Raw genomic sequence first — 16008 nt, forward strand, 5'->3', positions numbered from 1 at the left:
GCGTCCCACCCCTGCACACGCTCACGGCCCGCCGCCCGCTCCCCGCATCCCGCTCTCCCGAACCTGAGCTCCCGCTCTCCCGACGAAGGGCCGCGCGTCATGGACGTAGAGTCCGCACCCCGCAAGGGGGCGCCAGCGGGCGTCGTGCCGCAGCACGCCGCCGCAACCGCACCCCGACCCGCTCGACAGGACGCCTCCCCCGGCCTGCGCCGGGCCCGCCTCGGCGTCGCCGACATCGCGTTCTTCGTCGTCTCGGCCGCCGCGCCGCTGACCGTGATGGCCGGGGTCGCCCCGCTCGCCATCGGCGTCGGCGGGCTCGGTGCGCCCGTCGGCTACCTCCTGGCCGGCGCGACACTCGCGCTCTTCGCGGTCGGCTTCACCACGATGACCCGGCACGTGCGGCACGGCGGCGGCTTCTACGCGTTCATCAGCCGCGGCCTCGGCCGCCCGGCCGGCTTCGGCGCGGCCACGCTCGCGCTGCTCGCGTACAACGGCATGCAGATCGGCGTGTACGGGCTGCTCGCCACCGGCACGCAGGACGCCCTGAAGGCGCTGTGGGGCGTGGACGTGCCGTGGCCGGTGATCGCGTTCGCGGGCGTGGGCGTGATCTGGTTCCTCGGCTACCGCAGCATCGAGTTCGGCGCGAAGGTCCTCGGCGTGCTGCTGCTCGCGGAGACCGGCATCCTCGTCCTGCTCGCGGGCGGGGTGCTGCTCGACGGCGGCGCGGAGGGCCTGGCCCTGGACTCGTTCGCGCCGTCCAACGTGCTCGTGCCCGGCACCGGGGCCGTGCTCGCCTTCGCCTTCGCCGCGTTCACCGGCTTCGAGTCGACGGCGATCTACCGGCGCGAGGCCCGCGACCCCGGCCGGACGATCCCCCGCGCCACCTATATCGCCGTCGCCTTCCTGGGCCTGTTCTACGCGTTCACCGTGTGGATCGTCATCCAGGCCTTCGGCAGCTCCCGCGTCCTGCGGGCGGTCGCCGACGATCCGCTCGGCCTGTTCTTCACCGCCACCTCGCACTACGTCGGCGACTGGGCGGCCGCGCTCATGCACCTCTTCATCGTGACCAGCATCATCGCCTCGCAACTCGCCTTCCACAACGCGATCAACCGGTACGCGCTCTCCCTCGCGCAGGAGGGCGTGCTTCCGCCCGCGCTCGGCCGGGTCCACCCCAAGCACCGCTCGCCGCACGTCGCCGGGATCGCGCAGAGCGTCCTCGCCCTGGTGATCGTCGCGGGCTTCGTCGCCGCCGACGCCGACCCGTACCAGCAGCTGCTGCTGTGGATGAACACCCCGGGAATGATCGGCCTGTTGGCGCTGCAGGCGATCACCGCCGTCGCCGTCTTCTGCTTCTTCCGCCGCATCCCGCACGACGAGGGCCGCTGGCGCACCGCGGTCGTCCCGATCGCCGCGACCGTCCTGATGGCCGGGGCGCTGTGGCTGGTCATCGCCAAGATCGACCTGATGACGGCGGCCGGGTTCACCACCAACACCCTGCTCGTCCTCACCGCCCCGGCCGCCTTCGCCCTGGGCGTCGTCGCCGCCTTCCGTATCCGCCGTACGCGACCGGAGGTGTACGCGGGCTTCGCGGCGGAGCCGAAGGAGCCGGAGCAGCCCGACGAGCCGACCCGCGCACCCGTCCCCACCAGCTGACTCGCGCCTCTCGTAGCACCGCACCCCCCCGACGCAAGGAACCCTCTCCGTGTCCCAGTCGACCGCCCGCCCGCTTCCCGCCGCCGACACCGTCCTGACCGGCGCCCGCGTCCGCACCCTCGACCCCGCGCGGCCGCACGCCACCGCCGTCGCGGTCAAGGACGGCCGGATCGCCGCCGTCGGGAGCGACGCGGACGTACGGGACTGGCGCGGCGCGCACACCGAGGTCGTCGACCTGGGCGGCGCCACGCTCACCCCCGGACTCGTCGACGGGCACAGCCACCCCGTCCTCGGCCTGGAGATGGCCACGGGCCTCGACCTGTCCGGCTGCCGCGACCTGGACGCACTGCGCGCCGCCCTCGCCGACGCCGCCCGCGCGGCCGCGCCCGGCGAGTGGGTCATCGGCTACGGCCTGGACCACAACACCTTCGGCGGCCGCCCCGTCCACCACACCCTGATCGACCCGGCACTCGGCGGCGTACCGGCCTTCCTGCGGCTCTACGACGGGCACTCGGCGCTCGCCAGCGGGCCCGCCCTCGCGGCCGCCGGGATCGACGGGCCGCGGGAGTTCGCCCAGCGGGCGCAGGTGGTGTGCGACGCGGAGCGGCGGCCCACCGGGCATCTGGTCGAGCCCGCCGCGATGGACCTGATGCAGCCGGTCCTGCCGGCCGAGGACGCCTCCGTGCGCCGGGCCCGGCTCCTGAAGCTGCTGCAGGACATGGCGTCGACCGGCCTGACCGGCGCGCACGTCATGGACCTGCAGGGCGTCGGCGTGCTCGACCTGCTCGCGGGCTGCGAGGAGGAGGCGGGCCCGCTGCCGGTGCGGCTGCGGATCGCCCCGTGGTGCATGCCGGGCACGGACACGGCGGGCCTCGACCACCTGGTCGCACTGCAGCGCGAGCGGGGCCTGCACTGGCGGGTCGGCGGCGTGAAGTTCTTCATGGACGGCACCGTCGAGGGCGGCACGGCCTGGCTGGAGCACGCCGACTGCCACGGCCAGGGCACGGAGGCATTCTGGCCCGACCCGGCCGCGTACACGGCCGCCGTGCACCGCCTCGCGAAGGCCGGGGTGCGCACCGCGACGCACGCCATCGGGGACGCGGCCGTACGCCATGTCCTGGACACCGTCGAGCAGTTGACGGACCCTCAGGCACGGTCGCTGCACCGGATCGAGCACATCGAGACCGTGCCCACCGGCCAGTTGGAGCGGTTCGCGCAGCTCGGCGTGGCCGCGTCGATGCAGCCCACGCACACCGCGTACACCCGCGCCGACCACACCGACGAGTGGTCGAAGCGGGTCGGCGAGGAGCGCGCCGGGCGGGCCTGGCGCTGCCGCGACCTGCGGGACGCCGGGGCGACCCTGGTCCTCGGCTCGGACTGGCCGATCGCGCACTACGACCCGCGCGAGGTCCTCGCCACCGCCCGGCTCCGCCGGCTCCCCGGCCGCCCTGAGGTGGCCCCGGTCACCGCCGAGCAGGCACTCACAGGCCTGATGGCCCTGGAGGGGTACACATCGCACGCCGCGCGCGCGGCCGGCGAGCAGGACGTCGTGGGCCGGATCGCACCAGGGTTCCGGGCCGACCTCACGGCCTTCACCGTCGACCCGGTGGACGCGCCCGCCGACGAACTGGCCGAGGCCCCGGCCGCGTTGACGATGACGGGCGGCAGGGTCGTACACCGCGGCTGAGCGGCTCGGGGGCGGGAACCCACGATGGGGGCCCAACCACGCTCCGGCCGACTATGCGTCGCGCAGCTGCTACGAGGCGGGAGCCAAGGCCTAGGCCTACGCTGAATTCATGGTGACGGTGCAGGTCAGCGGGTTGAAGGTCGCCTACGACCGGGTGGGCGACGGGCCGCCCCTGGTGTTCCTGCACGGTGCCGGGGAGGACGGCCGTACGTGGCGGCCGCAGCTCGACGCGCTCGCGGACGAGTTCACGGTCGTGGCCTGGGACGAGCCGGGTGCCGGGCGCTCCTCCGACCTTCCGGCGCCGTCCGACTCGGCCGAGCCCTTCGCTCTCGCGGACTACGCGCACTGTCTTGCGGCGGTCGTGGAGTCGCTGCGGCTCGGCCCCGCGCACATCGCCGGGCTCTCCTGGGGCGGCACGCTCGCCCTGGAGTTCTACCGCCGGCGCCCGGACCTCGTACGGACACTGCTCCTCGTCGACACCTACGCGGGCTGGAAGGGCTCCCTGCCTCCGGAGGAGGTGCGGGCCCGGGTGGCGGGCGCGCGCCGGATGCTGGCCGCCCTGCCCGGTGAGTTCGACCCCACCCTGCCGGGGCTGTTCGCCGGCGAGCCGCCCGCCCTGTACGCGCCGCTGCTCGACGCGATGGCCGCCGTCGTACGCCCGGAGAGCATGCGGACGCAGCTGGCCCTCATGGCCGAGACGGACCTGCGGGACGTCCTGCCCACGGTGTCGGTGCCGACGCTGCTGCTCTGGGGCGAGCAGGACGCCCGCTCGCCGCTGAGCGTGGCCCGGCAGTTCCAGGAGGCGTTGCCGGATGCCGAGCTGGTCGTGATCCCGGAAGCGGGGCACGTCAGCAACCTCGAACGGCCGGCGGAGTTCAACCGGGCCGTACGGGCCTTCTGCCGGGCTCACTCGTAACGGAACCGGGGCTCGGGCTACATGCCTCCCCAGCCTCCGCCGCTGCGCACGCCCGTCCCCCATGTCCGCTCACCGGGCGGGGCTCCGGCGGGGAGGGCGAGCCCCCAGGTGCCGGGCGGTCCCGGTTCCTCTGCGGTCTCCTCGCCACCGTCGCCGTGGTTGCCGTCGCCGTCGGCGTCTCGGTCGCCGTCTCGGTCGTCAGCGTCCTCCGTGTCTCCCTCGGGGCCCAGGTCGATGGCGGGGACCTTGCCCACGAGGCCGGTCGGTATCTGCCCCGGACCGATCTCGACGCCGGTCATCTCCTGGAGCAGGGCGAGGCCGAGGGCTTCGACGCCGGGCGCTTCGGTTTCGCGTTCCCCCACCCTCCGCAGGGGTTCCCGCAGCCGGGCCGGATCGAGACCGCGCTCGTCGTCCAGCTGCTGGGGGCCGTGCGGCGAGACGATCTGGACGTCGGCGATCAGCTCGCCGTCCTCCCAGTACGCGAAGCGTGTCCGCAGGTCCACGCTGTAGCAGCACACCGCCCGTGTCCCCGCGGAGGCCGCACCGATCCGTTCGGCGATGGAGCCCCAGAAACTCGACGTCTCCAGAACGAAGGCCCAGTCCCCGGCCACACCGGCGTGCCCGAGCCCCCAGTCCCAGTAGTGCTCGGTGCCCCAGTCGAGCTCGTCGACCTCTTCCTCGTCGGCGACCGTCAGGACCGCGTCGTCCGCGCAGCCCAGGTGCCGCAGCAACTCCCGCGCGGACAGCCCTTCGACGAGCGTCAGACAGTGCACCTCGTGCCACTCCGCGATCCAGGCCAGGCCGACCCGTTCCCCCGCCACTGTCCGTCCGTCTCCTCTCACAAGCAGTCCAGTCGCAAGCAGTCCGGTCACAGGTAGTCGAAGAAGCGCATCCACCAGGTCGACACCTCGCCGGGCCGGTACGCGGCGAGGTCGCTCACTCCGTCGTATCTCGTCTCCAGCAGGTGCGGCGAGACGGAGATGTAGCCGAGCGCGTCGAGCTCGTCCTGGATGCGGTGGCGGTCGTCGTCGTGGAAGAGCGCGCGCTCCTCGTCCTCGTCGAGGCTTCCGGGAGGCGCCAACGTCACCGTGACGAGGCCGCCGAAGTTGCTGACGATCACGGCGATGCAGTGCCCGCTGCGCGTGGCGGCCTCCGGGACGTCGATCCGCCCGTGGTGACTGGCGTCCTGGACCCCCCGGTCCACCTCGCAGGCGCACCCGAACCGCCGGTCGAGCCCCGCCGCGAGCTGCTCGAACCGGGACCGGACCGCCCGGTGGTCATGGCCGCGCGGGAACTCCATGTGATCCGGATCGTCCAGTTCCCGCAGCAAGGCCCACGTCCCGCTGCTGTCCAGCTGCACGCCCACCCTCTCCTTGCCGTCTCGGCCGGGTCACCGGTCCGCCGCGTGGATCTTCATGCCGCGTGGATCTTTATGCCGCCGCCGGTGAACAGGTGCACGTACCCACAGCTCAGGCAGATCAGGCCCGTGGCGCTCTCGTTCGCCCAGGCCAGCTTCATGAACTCCATGCCGCTGCTGTTCAGCAGCACCTCGCGCCGCCGGAACAGGTCCCCCTCGCAGACCCGGCAGGTGAACCAAACGTCGTTCAGCGCCGCCCGCACCGTTTTCGCCATCGTGTGCACGCCCCCGTTCACGCAACCCTGTCGACCGCCCGGTCCGTGGCCGTCGACCTGGTCCCAAACCTACGTGCCGCCACTGACACTTGACGTCACCAGGGTCACCGCCGCGGGTCCCACACGTACCGCACGTCCGGCTCCCGCTCCTCGTTGTGCCGCCCGTCGGTGTGCGCGACGGCGACGAAGCCGTGCCGTTCGTAGAAGCGCCGGGCCGGGGCGTTGACCTGGAACGTCCACAGGGCGAGCCCGCTCGGCCGGCGGCACTTGGCCAGGTCGACGAGGCGGTCGCCGATGCCCCGGCCACGGCGGTCCGGGTCGAGGTACAGCTGCTCCAACTCACCGCCCTCACCCCCCGCACCGCCCTCGTCGCCCAGCACGAGGAGCCCGACGACCGTGTCCGCGGCGAGCGCCACCCACGTCTCCTGCTCCGGTACGACGAAGTCCCGGAACCAGGACCGGACTTCGTCGTCGGAGTGCGCCCGCCGTACGCCGGGAAGCGCCGCGGCGAACGAGCGCAGCCACACCTCGGCCACCGCTCCCGCATCGGCGTCCGCCGCTCGCCGCAATACCAGTTCACGCATGTCCACAGGCGGATGCTCGCAGACCGAGCGCCGCCCGGCATCCGAGTTGCGGCCCCCACACACCACCCCACCACGGCCGCAGCCCGTACCACCTCCCTCAACTCCCCCGACCTGCAAGGGGATGCGAGACTGGGCCGCCGCCGCAGCAGCCGTACCGGAAGGTCTGCGGAGCGCACGCGTCGGGGGAAGCCTGGGGAATTCGGGGGAAGTCGTCATGGGGTCACGAGGGACACGGGTGTCGCGGGGCGCCGTTCTGGCGGTGGTCGCAAGCCTGACCCTGTCGGCCTGCGGCTACCTGCTGCGGGATCTCGGCCCGCTGCCGTCTCGGCCGACGGTTCCCACGCCCTCGGCGGACCGCGTCGTCGCCGACCTGACGTCCGCCCTGGCCGCGGAGGGCATCGCCGTACGACGGCTGCCTCAGGACGAGCTCCCGGCCACCGGCGTCGAGCGTCTGTCCGGCCAGGCCGACCCGGCGACCGCCGCGTCCGCCCTGAAGTCCGCGTTCGCGCACGCCCGTTCCGACGACGGCTGGCGTCGGGCCCGCCCTCTGACCGACTCGACGCTCACCATCCGCAAGGGCAACTGGACGGCCTCGACCGACCTCCGGCTCGTACGCGCGGGTGTCCGGCCGGGGTCCTTCCACGTGACGTTGATCTGTGACGTCTCCAGGTCGAAGACGGGGCCGTCGCCCACACCCACGACGCCCACCCCCACGGCCACACCCACATCCACACCCACATCCACGCCCACATCCACGCGAGCGTCCTGACCGGCCTACTCCTCGGACGCCGTCTCGGGCTCCGCCTCGGACGCCTCCTCCGACGCCGCCGCCGACTCCGCGACCGCTCGCTCCCTGCGGCTCACCACCACGCCCGTCGCGACCGCGCTCGCCGCGAAGGCGAGGACCAGCGTGACGGGGCTGTCGAGGCGGTGCCGGGTGAGGTGGTCGAGGGAGTAGCGGCCGGGCCCCGCCAGGCCCAGGCCCGCGGCGACGAAGCCCAGGTAGGCCGGGTACTCGTAGCCGCCCTGCATGGCGAAGAACCCGGCGGGCCGGTGGACGGCGACCGCGCCCGCCATGGCGCCTGCCGCCGCCGCGCCCGCCGCGGGCGTGGCCGCGCCGAGCGCGAGCAGCGCTCCGCCGCCCGCCTCGCCCAGGCCCGCCGCGACCGCGCTCTGCCTGCCGGGGCTGAACCCCATGGCCTCCATCGCCTGCGCCGTACCGTCGATCCCGCCGCCGCCGAACCAGCCGAAGAGCTTCTGTGCGCCATGTGCGGCGAGCACACCGCCCGTGCCGAGCCGGATCGCCAGCAGTCCGAGGTCCTTGCGGTTGAGGCAGCCCATGTCGTGTTCCTTACGCAGACGGCGCGGCGTACCGCGGCCCTTCACCGGGCCGCGCGGACAGGGCCGGAACGGCCGTACGGGCCGCCCCGGTCCAGCCCCTCCAGTGTTCGCCGGGGCCGAGCCGCCCGCCACTCAGGACCGCACGCCCGTCAGCGCCGTCGGCGCCGGCTCACCGCCCGGCGGCCGCCGGATCAGGGACGAGCCCGTCCGCGACCAGACCCGCCAACACCGCCTCGCCCAGGGCCTGTACGGCGGACTGCGGCCGCACCATCACCGTGAACTCCTTGATCCGGCCCGCGGCGTCGAAGTGCAGCAGGTCGATGCCGTGGATCTCCCGCCCGTTCGCCACCGCCCGGAACAGCAGGACCGTCGACGGGCACTCCTCGCCGTCCGCGCTGGTCTCGGCCACGCCGGCGTACCGCCCGACGTACCGGAAGTCCTCGAAGGTGCGCAGCAGGACCCCGAAGAGCCCTTCGATCATCGGCTTGCCCTCGAAGGGCGTGAACTTGACCGGGCTGTAGAAGCGGACGTCGTCGGTGAACAGCTCGTCCAGGACGCCCAGTTCGCGCGCTTCGACCGCCGCCTTGAAGCGGTCCGTGGTCCGGTCGTACACCGTGACCTCCGCGCCTGCCGTTTCTGACATGGCTCCTGCTCCTCCTCCGAAAGCGTCATAGTCATGAATATGACTACTCACTTTCTTGAGTATCATGGCGTACGCACGACTGACCAGACCGCCAGCAGAACCAGACCGGCGAAGGAGTCGACCCGATGACGCTGCGCCACGCCGTCCTCGCGGCCCTGCTCGACGAGGAGCGGAGCGGGTACCAGCTGGCCAAGGCCTTCGACATGGGCGTGGCCAACTTCTGGTACGCGAAACCGCAGCAGCTCTACGCCGAGCTGACCCGCCTGGAACAGGGCGGGCTGGTCTCGGGCCGCGAGGTGGTCCAGGCGGGCCGCCCCAACAAACGCCTGTTCACGGTCACCGACACCGGGCTCGCCGAGCTGGAGGAGTTCACGGCCGCCGCCGCCAAGCCGTCCGTGCTCCGCGACGACCTGATGGTCAAGGTCCAGGCCGCCGACAGCGTCGACACGGACCACCTGATCGCGCGGCTCACCGAGCGCATCGGCTTCGCCCGGACCAAGGCCGAGCTCTTCGAGCACCTGCTGCGGACCATGCGCGGCGACCGCTCCGAGGAGGACTTCCTGCTGCACGGCCGGCCGATCGGCCCGTATCTGACCTGCCTGCGCGGCCTCGCCTTCGAGCGCGGCAACCTCGACTGGGGCGAGCGCGCGATCGCCGTCCTGCGGGCCCGACAGGACCGGCCGAAGACGCGGGACGCGGAAGGGGACGACCGGTGACGACCGCCGACCCGAGCACCCCACACCGCCCGTACGAGCGCTACGTGGCCCTGGGCGACAGCCAGACCGAAGGCCTCGGCGACGGCGACGACACGGTCGGGCTGCGCGGCTGGGCCGACCGCTTCGCCGAGCAACTGGCCGCCCACAGCCCGGAGTTGACGTACGCGAACCTGGCCGTGCGCGGTCGCCTCGCGGGGCAGGTGCGGGCCGAGCAGCTCGGCCCCGCGCTCGCCCTGCGGCCCGATCTGGCCACGGTGATGGCCGGGGTGAACGACGTGCTGCGGCCGAAGTTCGACGTCGACGAGGTGGCCGGTCACCTGGAGGCGATGTTCGCCGCGCTCACCGCGCAGGGCGCACGCGTCGCCACCGTGACGTTCCCCGACCCGGCGCGGCTCACCCCGCTCGCGCGCCCGCTGAGTCCTCGGGTCGCCGCGCTCAACGACCGGGTCCGGCGGGCGGCGCTGCGGCACGGGGTCGCCGTCGCCGAGGCCGACCGCCATCCGGTGGTCTCCGACCCGCGCCTGTGGAGCCCCGACCGGCTGCACGCCGCCCCGATCGGCCACCAGCGCATCGCGGCGGCCTTCGCGCACGCCCTCGACCTGCCCGGCAGCGACGACTCCTGGACGCATCCCCTGCCGGCCGCCGAACCGGCCGGATCCGCAGGTCGCGGCCGGGCCGTCGGCGCCGAACTGCGCTGGGCCGCCACGTTCCTCGGCCCGTGGCTGCGCCGCCGCCTCACCGGCCGGTCCTCCGGCGACGGCCACACGGCGAAGCGCCCGCTCCTGCTTCCCGTGCGTACGGACCAGGCCTGAGGCCCCCGACCTGCGAACGGTCGGGGGCTACTCCGCCGGATCCTCGTGCGCCCGGCGGGCCGCCTTCAGGACCGCCTCCTCCACGGACTCCCGACTGCGGCCCGTCGCCTCCGCGTGCCGGGCGATCGCGGACTGCACGTTCTCCGAGGCGCTGCGCCATCGCTCGCGCTGTGCCTCGTACGCCCCGCCGGAAAGGCCCGCGAGCTTCGCCCGCTCTTCCTCCGCGAGGCGTTCCAGCCTGATCAGTTCATCGGAGATCTCAGCCACACCCGAATCCTAAGGACCCCGGAAACGCGGCGCTCGCGCTCGGCCGACGCGGCAACCCGGATACCCGGACACCCAGCCTCAGGACAGCTGCGACTGCACCTGCGAGGAGATCAGCTCCAGGTGGTCCAGATCGTCCAGGTCGAGGACCTGCAGATAGGCGCGGCTCGAACCGATCTCCGCGTACCGGCCGAGCTTGTCGACGACCTCGGCGGGCGAGCCGGCCAGGCCGTTGGCGCGCAGCTCGGCCGCGTCCCGGCCGATGGCCTCGGCCCGCCGGGCCACCGCGGCCTCGTCCTTGCCGACGCAGACGACCAGGGCATTGGAGTAGACGAGCTCGTCGGGCTTCCGGCCGATCTCCTCGGCGGCGGCCCGGACCCGGCCGAACTGGCGCTCGCTGTCCTCGATCGAGGCGAACGGGATGTTGAACTCGTCCGCGTACCGGGCGGCGAGGCGCGGCGTGCGGGTCGCGCCGTGACCGCCGATCAGCACCGGGATCTTCTCCTGCGCGGGCTTGGGCAGCGCGGGCGAGCCGGCGAGCTGGTAGTGCTTGCCGTCGAAGTCGAAGGTCTCGCCGACCTTCGTGCCCCACAGGCCGGTGACGATGGCCAGCTGCTCCTCCAGGCGGCCGAACTTCTCCTTCGGGAACGGAATGCCGTACGCGGAGTGCTCCTCCTCGAACCAGCCCGCGCCCAGGCCCAGTTCGACGCGGCCGCCGGACATCTGGTCGACCTGCGCGACCTGGATGGCGAGCACGCCGGGCAGTCGGAACGTACCGGCCGTCATCAGCGTGCCGAGCCTGATCCGCCGGGTCTCACGGGCGAGCCCGGCGAGGGTGATCCAGGCGTCGGTCGGGCCGGGCAGACCGTCGCTCGAACCCATCCGCAAGTAGTGGTCGGACCGGAAGAACGCGTCGAAGCCGAGGTCCTCGGTGGCCTTGGCGACGGTGAGCAGAGTGTCGTAGGAAGCGCCCTGCTGGGGCTCGGTGAAGATGCGAAGATCCATGGGTCCATCCTGCATCCTGCCCCGCCGCCCCGCCTCGGCCCAGGGCGGTGCTCCTCGGCCCCGGTTCGCCTCAGCTCCGGCCGGCCCTCCTCGGTCCCGGGTCGTCTCAGCCGCGGGCCGCCAGGAACTCCTCCACCTCGTCGCGCGTGGGCGAGGACGGCTGCGCGCCCGTGCGCGTCGTGCTGATCGCCGCCGCCGCGCACGCCCAGCGCGCCGCCTGCTCCAACGTCCGGTCCTCGGCGAGCGCCACGGCCAGGGCGCCGCAGAAGGAGTCGCCCGCTCCGGTCGTGTCGGTCGGGGTCACGGCGAACGCGGGGATGTGCAGGCTCGACCTGCCTTCGAGGAGCAGCACACCGTCCCCGCCGAGGGTCACGACGACCGCGCCCGCACCGCTCAACTTCCGTGCGGCGGCGACGATCTCCTCGACCGTACCGGCCTCCGGGGTGCCGGTGAGCGCGGCCAGCTCGGTGCGGTTCGGCACGAGCAGGTCCACGCTCACGGGCGGCACCGCGCCGTCGACCGCCGGGGCCGGGTTGTAGAGGACCAGGCCGCCCGCGAGGCGCGCCGCGGCGTGGTTGGCCGAGTCCGGCACCTCCTGCTGCAGGACGGTGACCTTGGCGGCGCCGAGCGGACTCCAGGCGGCCTCGCAGTCGGCCGCCGTCAGACGGGAGTTGGCGCCGGGGCTGACGATGATGGAGTTCTCGCCGTGCGGGTTCACGGCGATCAGGGCGCGGCCGGTGGGCACGCTCTCGGTGCGCCGGATGTGGGTGGTGTCCACGCCCTGCGCGCGGGCCGCGTCCACCAGGACGTCGGCGGCGGCGTCGTCGCCCACCCGCCCCACGAAGGCGACCTCGCCGCCGAGCCGGGCCGCGGCCACGGCCTGGTTGGCGCCCTTGCCGCCGGGGTGCTGCACGATGTCCCCGCCGAGGACGGTCTCCCCGGGGACGGGGTGGTGCGGCACCGGGGCGACGAGGTCCAGATTGAGACTTCCGACGACGGCGATCACTGCGCTTCCTCCAGCTTGGCGGTCCTGTTGTTGTCCGGTGTGCCCTGCGGGCGACGCCCGCCCTGCGGCGGCGCGCTGGATTCCCGTACGACGAGCTCGGGTGCGAGCCGTATCGTGCGGTGCGGGCGGGGGCCGCCGCCCTCCGGGGGGCGGCGGAGCAACCGGGCCGCCTCCGCGGCGAGTTCGGCGACCGGCTGGCGGACCGTGGTGATGCCGGGCGCGGCGAGCGCCGCCATCGGGATGTCGTCGAAGCCGGTGACGGCGATCCGCCCCGGCACGTCCACGCCGAGCTGCTGCAGGCGCTGCAGAGCACCGACGGCGATCAGGTCGTTGGCGCACACCAGCGCGTCCGGGCGCTGCTCCCACACCTCGTCGACGGCGGCCCGGCCCCACTCCACGGAGAAGTCGCCGAGGAACACCCGCCCCGGCGCGTCCGGGTCGAGCGTCCCCGCCCCCGACTCGTACGCGATCCGTCGCTCGGCGGCCGCGGAGGCCGTGCCGGCGGCGCCGACGAAGCAGACGCGGCGGCGGCCGGTCGCGGCGAGGTGGTCGAGGACGAGGGCCATGCCGGCGGTGTTGTCGACGGCCACCGAGTCGGCGAGGCCGGCGCCGCAGCCGCGATCCATCAGGACGAGCGGGACGCGTTCGGCGGCGGCGGCCACGGCCTTGCGGCTGCGCCGCTCGTGGGCCGGGATGACGAGGAGAGCGTCGACGCGGCGGGCGAGCAGGTCGGCGATGTGCTCGGCCTCCGCCCCCGGGTCGTCGTCGCAGTCGGCGAGGAGCACGGCGCGGCCGTCGGCGTGCAGGGCGTGCGTCAACTCGCGTACGAGGGCGGGGTAGAAGGGGTTCGTGATCTGCGGCAGGACCAGGCCGACGGTGCCGGTGGCGCGGCTGCGGAGCGCGCGGGCGGCCTGGTTGGGGCGGTAGCCCAGCTGGGCCGCGGCGGCGCGGACGCGCTCGGCGGTCTCGGCGCCGACGGGGCGCGTGCCGGCCAGGACGCGGGAGACCGTGGCGACGGAGCAGCCCGAGGCGCGGGCCACGTCGCGCAGCGTCGCCTCGGTCACGCCCGGCTCCCGTCCGTCCATATTCGACCCCCTTTGACCGTACCTACGGCCAGAGTTTCGGAAAACGTTATCAGCCCCCGCCCGCAGTAGCCACTGTCGATCAACTTCCCATTACATGGGTTTTCGCGAACGGGCTCGACGGGCCACCCCTGACCGGCATTGACATAATTCGGACGCCTGCTCATCCTCTCTGGATAACGTTTTCCCAACTCCGCACCGCAGCGGCAGTTCGGCTGAACAACCTGGACAAAGAGGTTCCGCGATGCCCCGAAAGATCATTCTCGACTGCGACCCCGGACACGACGACGCCATCGCCATGCTTCTCGCGCACGGCAACCCGGACGTCGAGCTCGTCGCCGTCACCACCGTCGTCGGCAACCAGACCTTGGAGAAGGTCACCCGCAACGCCCTCTCGGTGGCCCGCATCGCGAACATCACCGGCGTCCCGTTCGCCGCCGGCTGCCCCCGTCCGCTCGTACGCGAGGTCGAGACGGCCCCCGACATCCACGGCGAGTCCGGCATCGACGGCCCCGTGATGCCGGAGCCGACCCTGGAGCTCGACGAGCGGCACGCCGTCGACCTCATCATCGACACGGTGATGAGCCACGAGCCCGGCGAGATCACCCTCGTCCCGACGGCCGGCCTCACCAACATCGCCCTCGCCGTGCGCAAGGAGCCGCGCATCGCCGAGCGGGTCCGCGAGGTCGTCCTGATGGGCGGCGGCTTCCACCAGGGCAACTGGAGCCCGGTCGCCGAGTTCAACATCAAGATCGACCCGGAGGCGGCGCACATCGTCTTCAACGAGCGCTGGCCCGTCACCATGGTCGGCCTCGACCTCACCCACCAGGCCCTGGCCACCCCCGAGGTGGTGGAGCGGATCGCGAAGGTCGGCACGAAGCCCGCCACGTTCGTGACCGAACTCCTGGACTTCTTCGGCGCGATGTACCTGGAGGCGCAGGGCTTCACCTCCCCGCCGGTGCACGACCCGTGCGCGGTCGCGTACGTCATCGACCCGGACGTGATGACGGTCCGCAAGGCGCCCGTCGACATCGAGCTGACGGGTTCGCTGACGCTCGGCATGACCGTGACGGACTTCCGCGCCCCCGCGCCCGCCGACTGTCACACGCAGGTCGCCGTGGACCTCGACCACCGCCGGTTCTGGGACCTCGTCGTGGACGCCCTCGAGCGCATCGGCGAGGTGACCGTATGAGCCACGACCGCCCGAACTCCGCTTCCACCGCGGCGAGTTCAGGGACGGCGACCGGGCGGGGTGCGCCCAGCGGCCGCCGTATCACCGTCCTGGTCGCCGCGCTGCTCACCGCGTGCTTCGCGTTCCAGCTGAACGCGAGCATGCTCAGCCCGGCCCTGAAGAACGTGGAGGATTCGCTCGGCGCGACCTCCGCCGAGGTCGGCCTGACGCAGACCGCGTTCTTCACCTCGGCCGCGCTGTTCTCCCTGTTCCTGCCGCGCCTCGGCGACCTCGTCGGCCGCCGCAAGGTGCTCACCGGGATGATGGCCCTGATGGTCGTCGGCTGTGTGCTCGCCGCGCTCGCGACGAACGTGCCGCTGCTGTTCGCCGGCCGCGTCGTCCAGGGCGTGTCCGGGCCGACCGTGCCGCTCTGCCTGATCATGCTGCGGAACGAGGTCCACGACCCCAAGCGGTACGGGCTGCTGCTCGGCGTCATCACGGCCGTCAACGGCGGTATCGCGGGCGTCGACTCGATCGCGGGCGGCTGGCTCGCCGACCACTTCGGCTTCCAGTCGGTGTTCTGGGTGATGGCCGTCGTCGCCGGTCTCGCCGCGCTCCTGGTCGCCACGCTCACCCCGGAGTCGGTGGCCTCGCGCGCCGACGTCGACGTGCCGCGGATGGACTGGCCGGGCGTGGCCCTGCTCGTCGTGTCGGTCGGTGCGGCCCTGATCGCCCTCAACGAGGCGGGCAAGCTGGCGGCCGCGAACTGGACGCTCGTCGCCGCCCTGTTCGTACTCTCGGCGCTCGCCTTCGCCCTGTTCTGGCGTACGGAGAACCGCAGCCCGCACCCGCTCGTCGCCACCCGCCATCTGCGCCGCCGTTCCACCTGGGCGCTGCTCCTGACGACGGTCCTGACGATGACCGGTGTGTTCGCCGTGATGAACGGTCTGATCCCGGCCTTCGCGCAGGACGCCGACGCCGGCTTCGGCATGACCGCCGAGGCCTCGGCCTGGTGGACCCTCACCCCGTACGCCCTCGCGGGCCTCGCCATGGGTCCGCTCGCCGGCCGCCTCGCCGCGACCTTCGGCTACGGGCGGATCCTGCGCATCGGCCTGATCGGCGCGGCGGCGATGGTGGGCCTGATGATCGTCACGCTGCAGGGCGACTCGAAGGCGCTGCTCCTCGCGTCCTCGATCCTCATCGGCGTCACATACGCGGGGATCGGCAACATCGTCCTCAACGGCCTCGGCATCGTGCTCTCCCCGCGCGAGAACCCCGGCTTCCTGCCGGGTCTGAACGCGGGCGCGTTCAACCTGGGCGCGGGCCTCAGCTTCGCCGTCCTGTACGCGGTGCAGACGGCGACGAAGCCGGACGACCCGGCGTCGACCGCGGGCTACACGGCCGGCATGATCGCCGGCGTCGCACTCCTCGCGGCGGCCTTCCTGACGTCCTTCCTGATCCCCAAGCCGGTGGAGGCGGAGGCGCAGTAGGCACGG

18 protein-coding genes are annotated in these 16008 nt (G+C 73.1%); 8 read left to right on the top strand and 10 right to left on the bottom strand.

All coding sequences use genetic code 11. The annotated features are described in order from the left end of the window. Positions 1-99: 99 nt before the first annotated feature. From QIS96_RS00915 to QIS96_RS00925, 3 genes are all read left to right on the top strand, one after another. Entirely contained in the window at positions 100-1653 is a 1554-nt protein-coding gene (locus tag QIS96_RS00915) for an APC family permease (RefSeq protein ID WP_282540356.1), read from the top strand. 49 nt (positions 1654-1702) lie between these two features. Continuing rightward, positions 1703-3340, top strand: coding sequence for an amidohydrolase (locus QIS96_RS00920; RefSeq protein ID WP_282540357.1), 1638 nt, complete (start codon positions 1703-1705; stop codon positions 3338-3340). 109 nt (positions 3341-3449) lie between these two features. Further along, entirely contained in the window at positions 3450-4256 is an 807-nt protein-coding gene (locus QIS96_RS00925) for an alpha/beta fold hydrolase (RefSeq protein WP_282540358.1), read from the top strand. A gap of 17 nt (positions 4257-4273) precedes the next feature. Here QIS96_RS00925 and QIS96_RS00930 read toward each other — a convergent pair whose 3' ends face one another. The 4 genes from QIS96_RS00930 to QIS96_RS00945 all read right to left on the bottom strand — a co-directional run bounded on the left by QIS96_RS00930 (position 4274) and on the right by QIS96_RS00945 (position 6478). Next, positions 4274-5077, bottom strand: a complete 804-nt coding sequence (locus QIS96_RS00930) for a DUF6461 domain-containing protein (RefSeq protein WP_282540359.1) — start codon at positions 5075-5077, stop codon at positions 4274-4276. A 47-nt stretch (positions 5078-5124) separates the two neighbouring features. Continuing rightward, positions 5125-5616, bottom strand: a complete 492-nt coding sequence (locus QIS96_RS00935; RefSeq protein WP_282540360.1) for a hypothetical protein — start codon at positions 5614-5616, stop codon at positions 5125-5127. Between the two features lie 53 nt (positions 5617-5669). Then, a complete protein-coding gene (locus QIS96_RS00940) occupies positions 5670-5888 on the bottom strand; it encodes a hypothetical protein (protein WP_282540361.1) in 219 nt (72 codons plus the stop codon). Positions 5889-5992: 104 nt separating this feature from the next. Continuing rightward, positions 5993-6478: a GNAT family N-acetyltransferase gene (locus QIS96_RS00945; RefSeq protein WP_282540362.1), complete on the bottom strand. Its 486-nt coding sequence runs from the start codon at positions 6476-6478 to the stop codon at positions 5993-5995. Between the two features lie 253 nt (positions 6479-6731). Between QIS96_RS00945 and QIS96_RS00950 the strand changes: the two genes are divergently transcribed. Beyond that, on the top strand, positions 6732-7241 hold the full coding sequence (locus QIS96_RS00950) for a hypothetical protein (RefSeq protein ID WP_282540363.1): 510 nt from the start codon (positions 6732-6734) through the stop codon (positions 7239-7241). A 5-nt stretch (positions 7242-7246) separates the two neighbouring features. Here QIS96_RS00950 and QIS96_RS00955 read toward each other — a convergent pair whose 3' ends face one another. Next, positions 7247-7813 carry a DoxX family protein gene (locus tag QIS96_RS00955; protein ID WP_282540364.1) on the bottom strand — a complete coding sequence of 189 codons (567 nt, stop codon included), beginning with the start codon at positions 7811-7813 and terminating at the stop codon, positions 7247-7249. Between the two features lie 169 nt (positions 7814-7982). Further along, complete coding sequence (locus QIS96_RS00960) at positions 7983-8456, bottom strand: nuclear transport factor 2 family protein (protein ID WP_282540365.1); 474 nt, start codon at positions 8454-8456, stop codon at positions 7983-7985. 125 nt (positions 8457-8581) lie between these two features. Between QIS96_RS00960 and QIS96_RS00965 the strand changes: the two genes are divergently transcribed. Further along, the gene (locus QIS96_RS00965) at positions 8582-9172 is read left to right on the top strand and encodes a PadR family transcriptional regulator (RefSeq protein WP_282540366.1); all 591 of its coding nucleotides are present in this window, start codon (positions 8582-8584) and stop codon (positions 9170-9172) included. After that, complete coding sequence (locus QIS96_RS00970) at positions 9169-9984, top strand: SGNH/GDSL hydrolase family protein (RefSeq protein ID WP_282540367.1); 816 nt, start codon at positions 9169-9171, stop codon at positions 9982-9984. The genes QIS96_RS00965 and QIS96_RS00970 overlap by 4 nt, the downstream gene beginning before the upstream one ends. Positions 9985-10011: 27 nt before the next feature. Here QIS96_RS00970 and QIS96_RS00975 read toward each other — a convergent pair whose 3' ends face one another. From QIS96_RS00975 to QIS96_RS00990, 4 genes are all read right to left on the bottom strand, one after another. After that, positions 10012-10251 (bottom strand): hypothetical protein, encoded by a 240-nt coding sequence (locus tag QIS96_RS00975; protein WP_282540368.1) that lies wholly within the window; start codon positions 10249-10251, stop codon positions 10012-10014. Between the two features lie 78 nt (positions 10252-10329). Next, entirely contained in the window at positions 10330-11253 is a 924-nt protein-coding gene (locus tag QIS96_RS00980) for an LLM class F420-dependent oxidoreductase (RefSeq protein WP_282540369.1), read from the bottom strand. A 106-nt stretch (positions 11254-11359) separates the two neighbouring features. Then, positions 11360-12259 carry a ribokinase gene (gene rbsK, locus QIS96_RS00985; protein WP_282540370.1) on the bottom strand — a complete coding sequence of 300 codons (900 nt, stop codon included), beginning with the start codon at positions 12257-12259 and terminating at the stop codon, positions 11360-11362. Next, on the bottom strand, positions 12256-13344 hold the full coding sequence (locus tag QIS96_RS00990; RefSeq protein ID WP_282540371.1) for a LacI family DNA-binding transcriptional regulator: 1089 nt from the start codon (positions 13342-13344) through the stop codon (positions 12256-12258). The genes rbsK and QIS96_RS00990 overlap by 4 nt, the downstream gene beginning before the upstream one ends. Positions 13345-13585: 241 nt before the next feature. Here QIS96_RS00990 and uriH point away from each other — a divergent pair, with 241 nt between their 5' ends. Together uriH and uriT are read left to right on the top strand one after the other, a co-directional pair. Further along, positions 13586-14533, top strand: coding sequence for a uridine-preferring nucleoside hydrolase UriH (gene uriH / locus QIS96_RS00995; RefSeq protein ID WP_282540372.1), 948 nt, complete (start codon positions 13586-13588; stop codon positions 14531-14533). Further along, positions 14530-16002 (top strand): uridine transporter UriT, encoded by a 1473-nt coding sequence (uriT, locus tag QIS96_RS01000; protein ID WP_282540373.1) that lies wholly within the window; start codon positions 14530-14532, stop codon positions 16000-16002. Before uriH ends, uriT begins: the two co-directional genes overlap by 4 nt. The last annotated feature ends 6 nt before the right edge of the window (positions 16003-16008 follow it).

The organism is Streptomyces cavernicola (genome assembly GCF_029968035.1).
In the GTDB taxonomy this organism is placed as follows: domain Bacteria; phylum Actinomycetota; class Actinomycetes; order Streptomycetales; family Streptomycetaceae; genus Streptomyces; species Streptomyces cavernicola.

Coding starts and splice junctions, on each gene's coding strand:
- QIS96_RS00915 (WP_282540356.1), top strand. CDS start 100: ATGGACGTAGAGTCCGCACCCCGCAAGGGGGCGCCAGCGGGCGTCGTG.
- QIS96_RS00925 (WP_282540358.1), top strand. CDS start 3,450: ATGGTGACGGTGCAGGTCAGCGGGTTGAAGGTCGCCTACGACCGGGTG.
- QIS96_RS00940 (WP_282540361.1), bottom strand. CDS start 5,888: ATGGCGAAAACGGTGCGGGCGGCGCTGAACGACGTTTGGTTCACCTGC.
- QIS96_RS00955 (WP_282540364.1), bottom strand. CDS start 7,813: ATGGGCTGCCTCAACCGCAAGGACCTCGGACTGCTGGCGATCCGGCTC.
- QIS96_RS00960 (WP_282540365.1), bottom strand. CDS start 8,456: ATGTCAGAAACGGCAGGCGCGGAGGTCACGGTGTACGACCGGACCACG.
- QIS96_RS00965 (WP_282540366.1), top strand. CDS start 8,582: ATGACGCTGCGCCACGCCGTCCTCGCGGCCCTGCTCGACGAGGAGCGG.
- QIS96_RS00980 (WP_282540369.1), bottom strand. CDS start 11,253: ATGGATCTTCGCATCTTCACCGAGCCCCAGCAGGGCGCTTCCTACGAC.
- QIS96_RS00990 (WP_282540371.1), bottom strand. CDS start 13,344: ATGGACGGACGGGAGCCGGGCGTGACCGAGGCGACGCTGCGCGACGTG.
- uriH (WP_282540372.1), top strand. CDS start 13,586: ATGCCCCGAAAGATCATTCTCGACTGCGACCCCGGACACGACGACGCC.
- uriT (WP_282540373.1), top strand. CDS start 14,530: ATGAGCCACGACCGCCCGAACTCCGCTTCCACCGCGGCGAGTTCAGGG.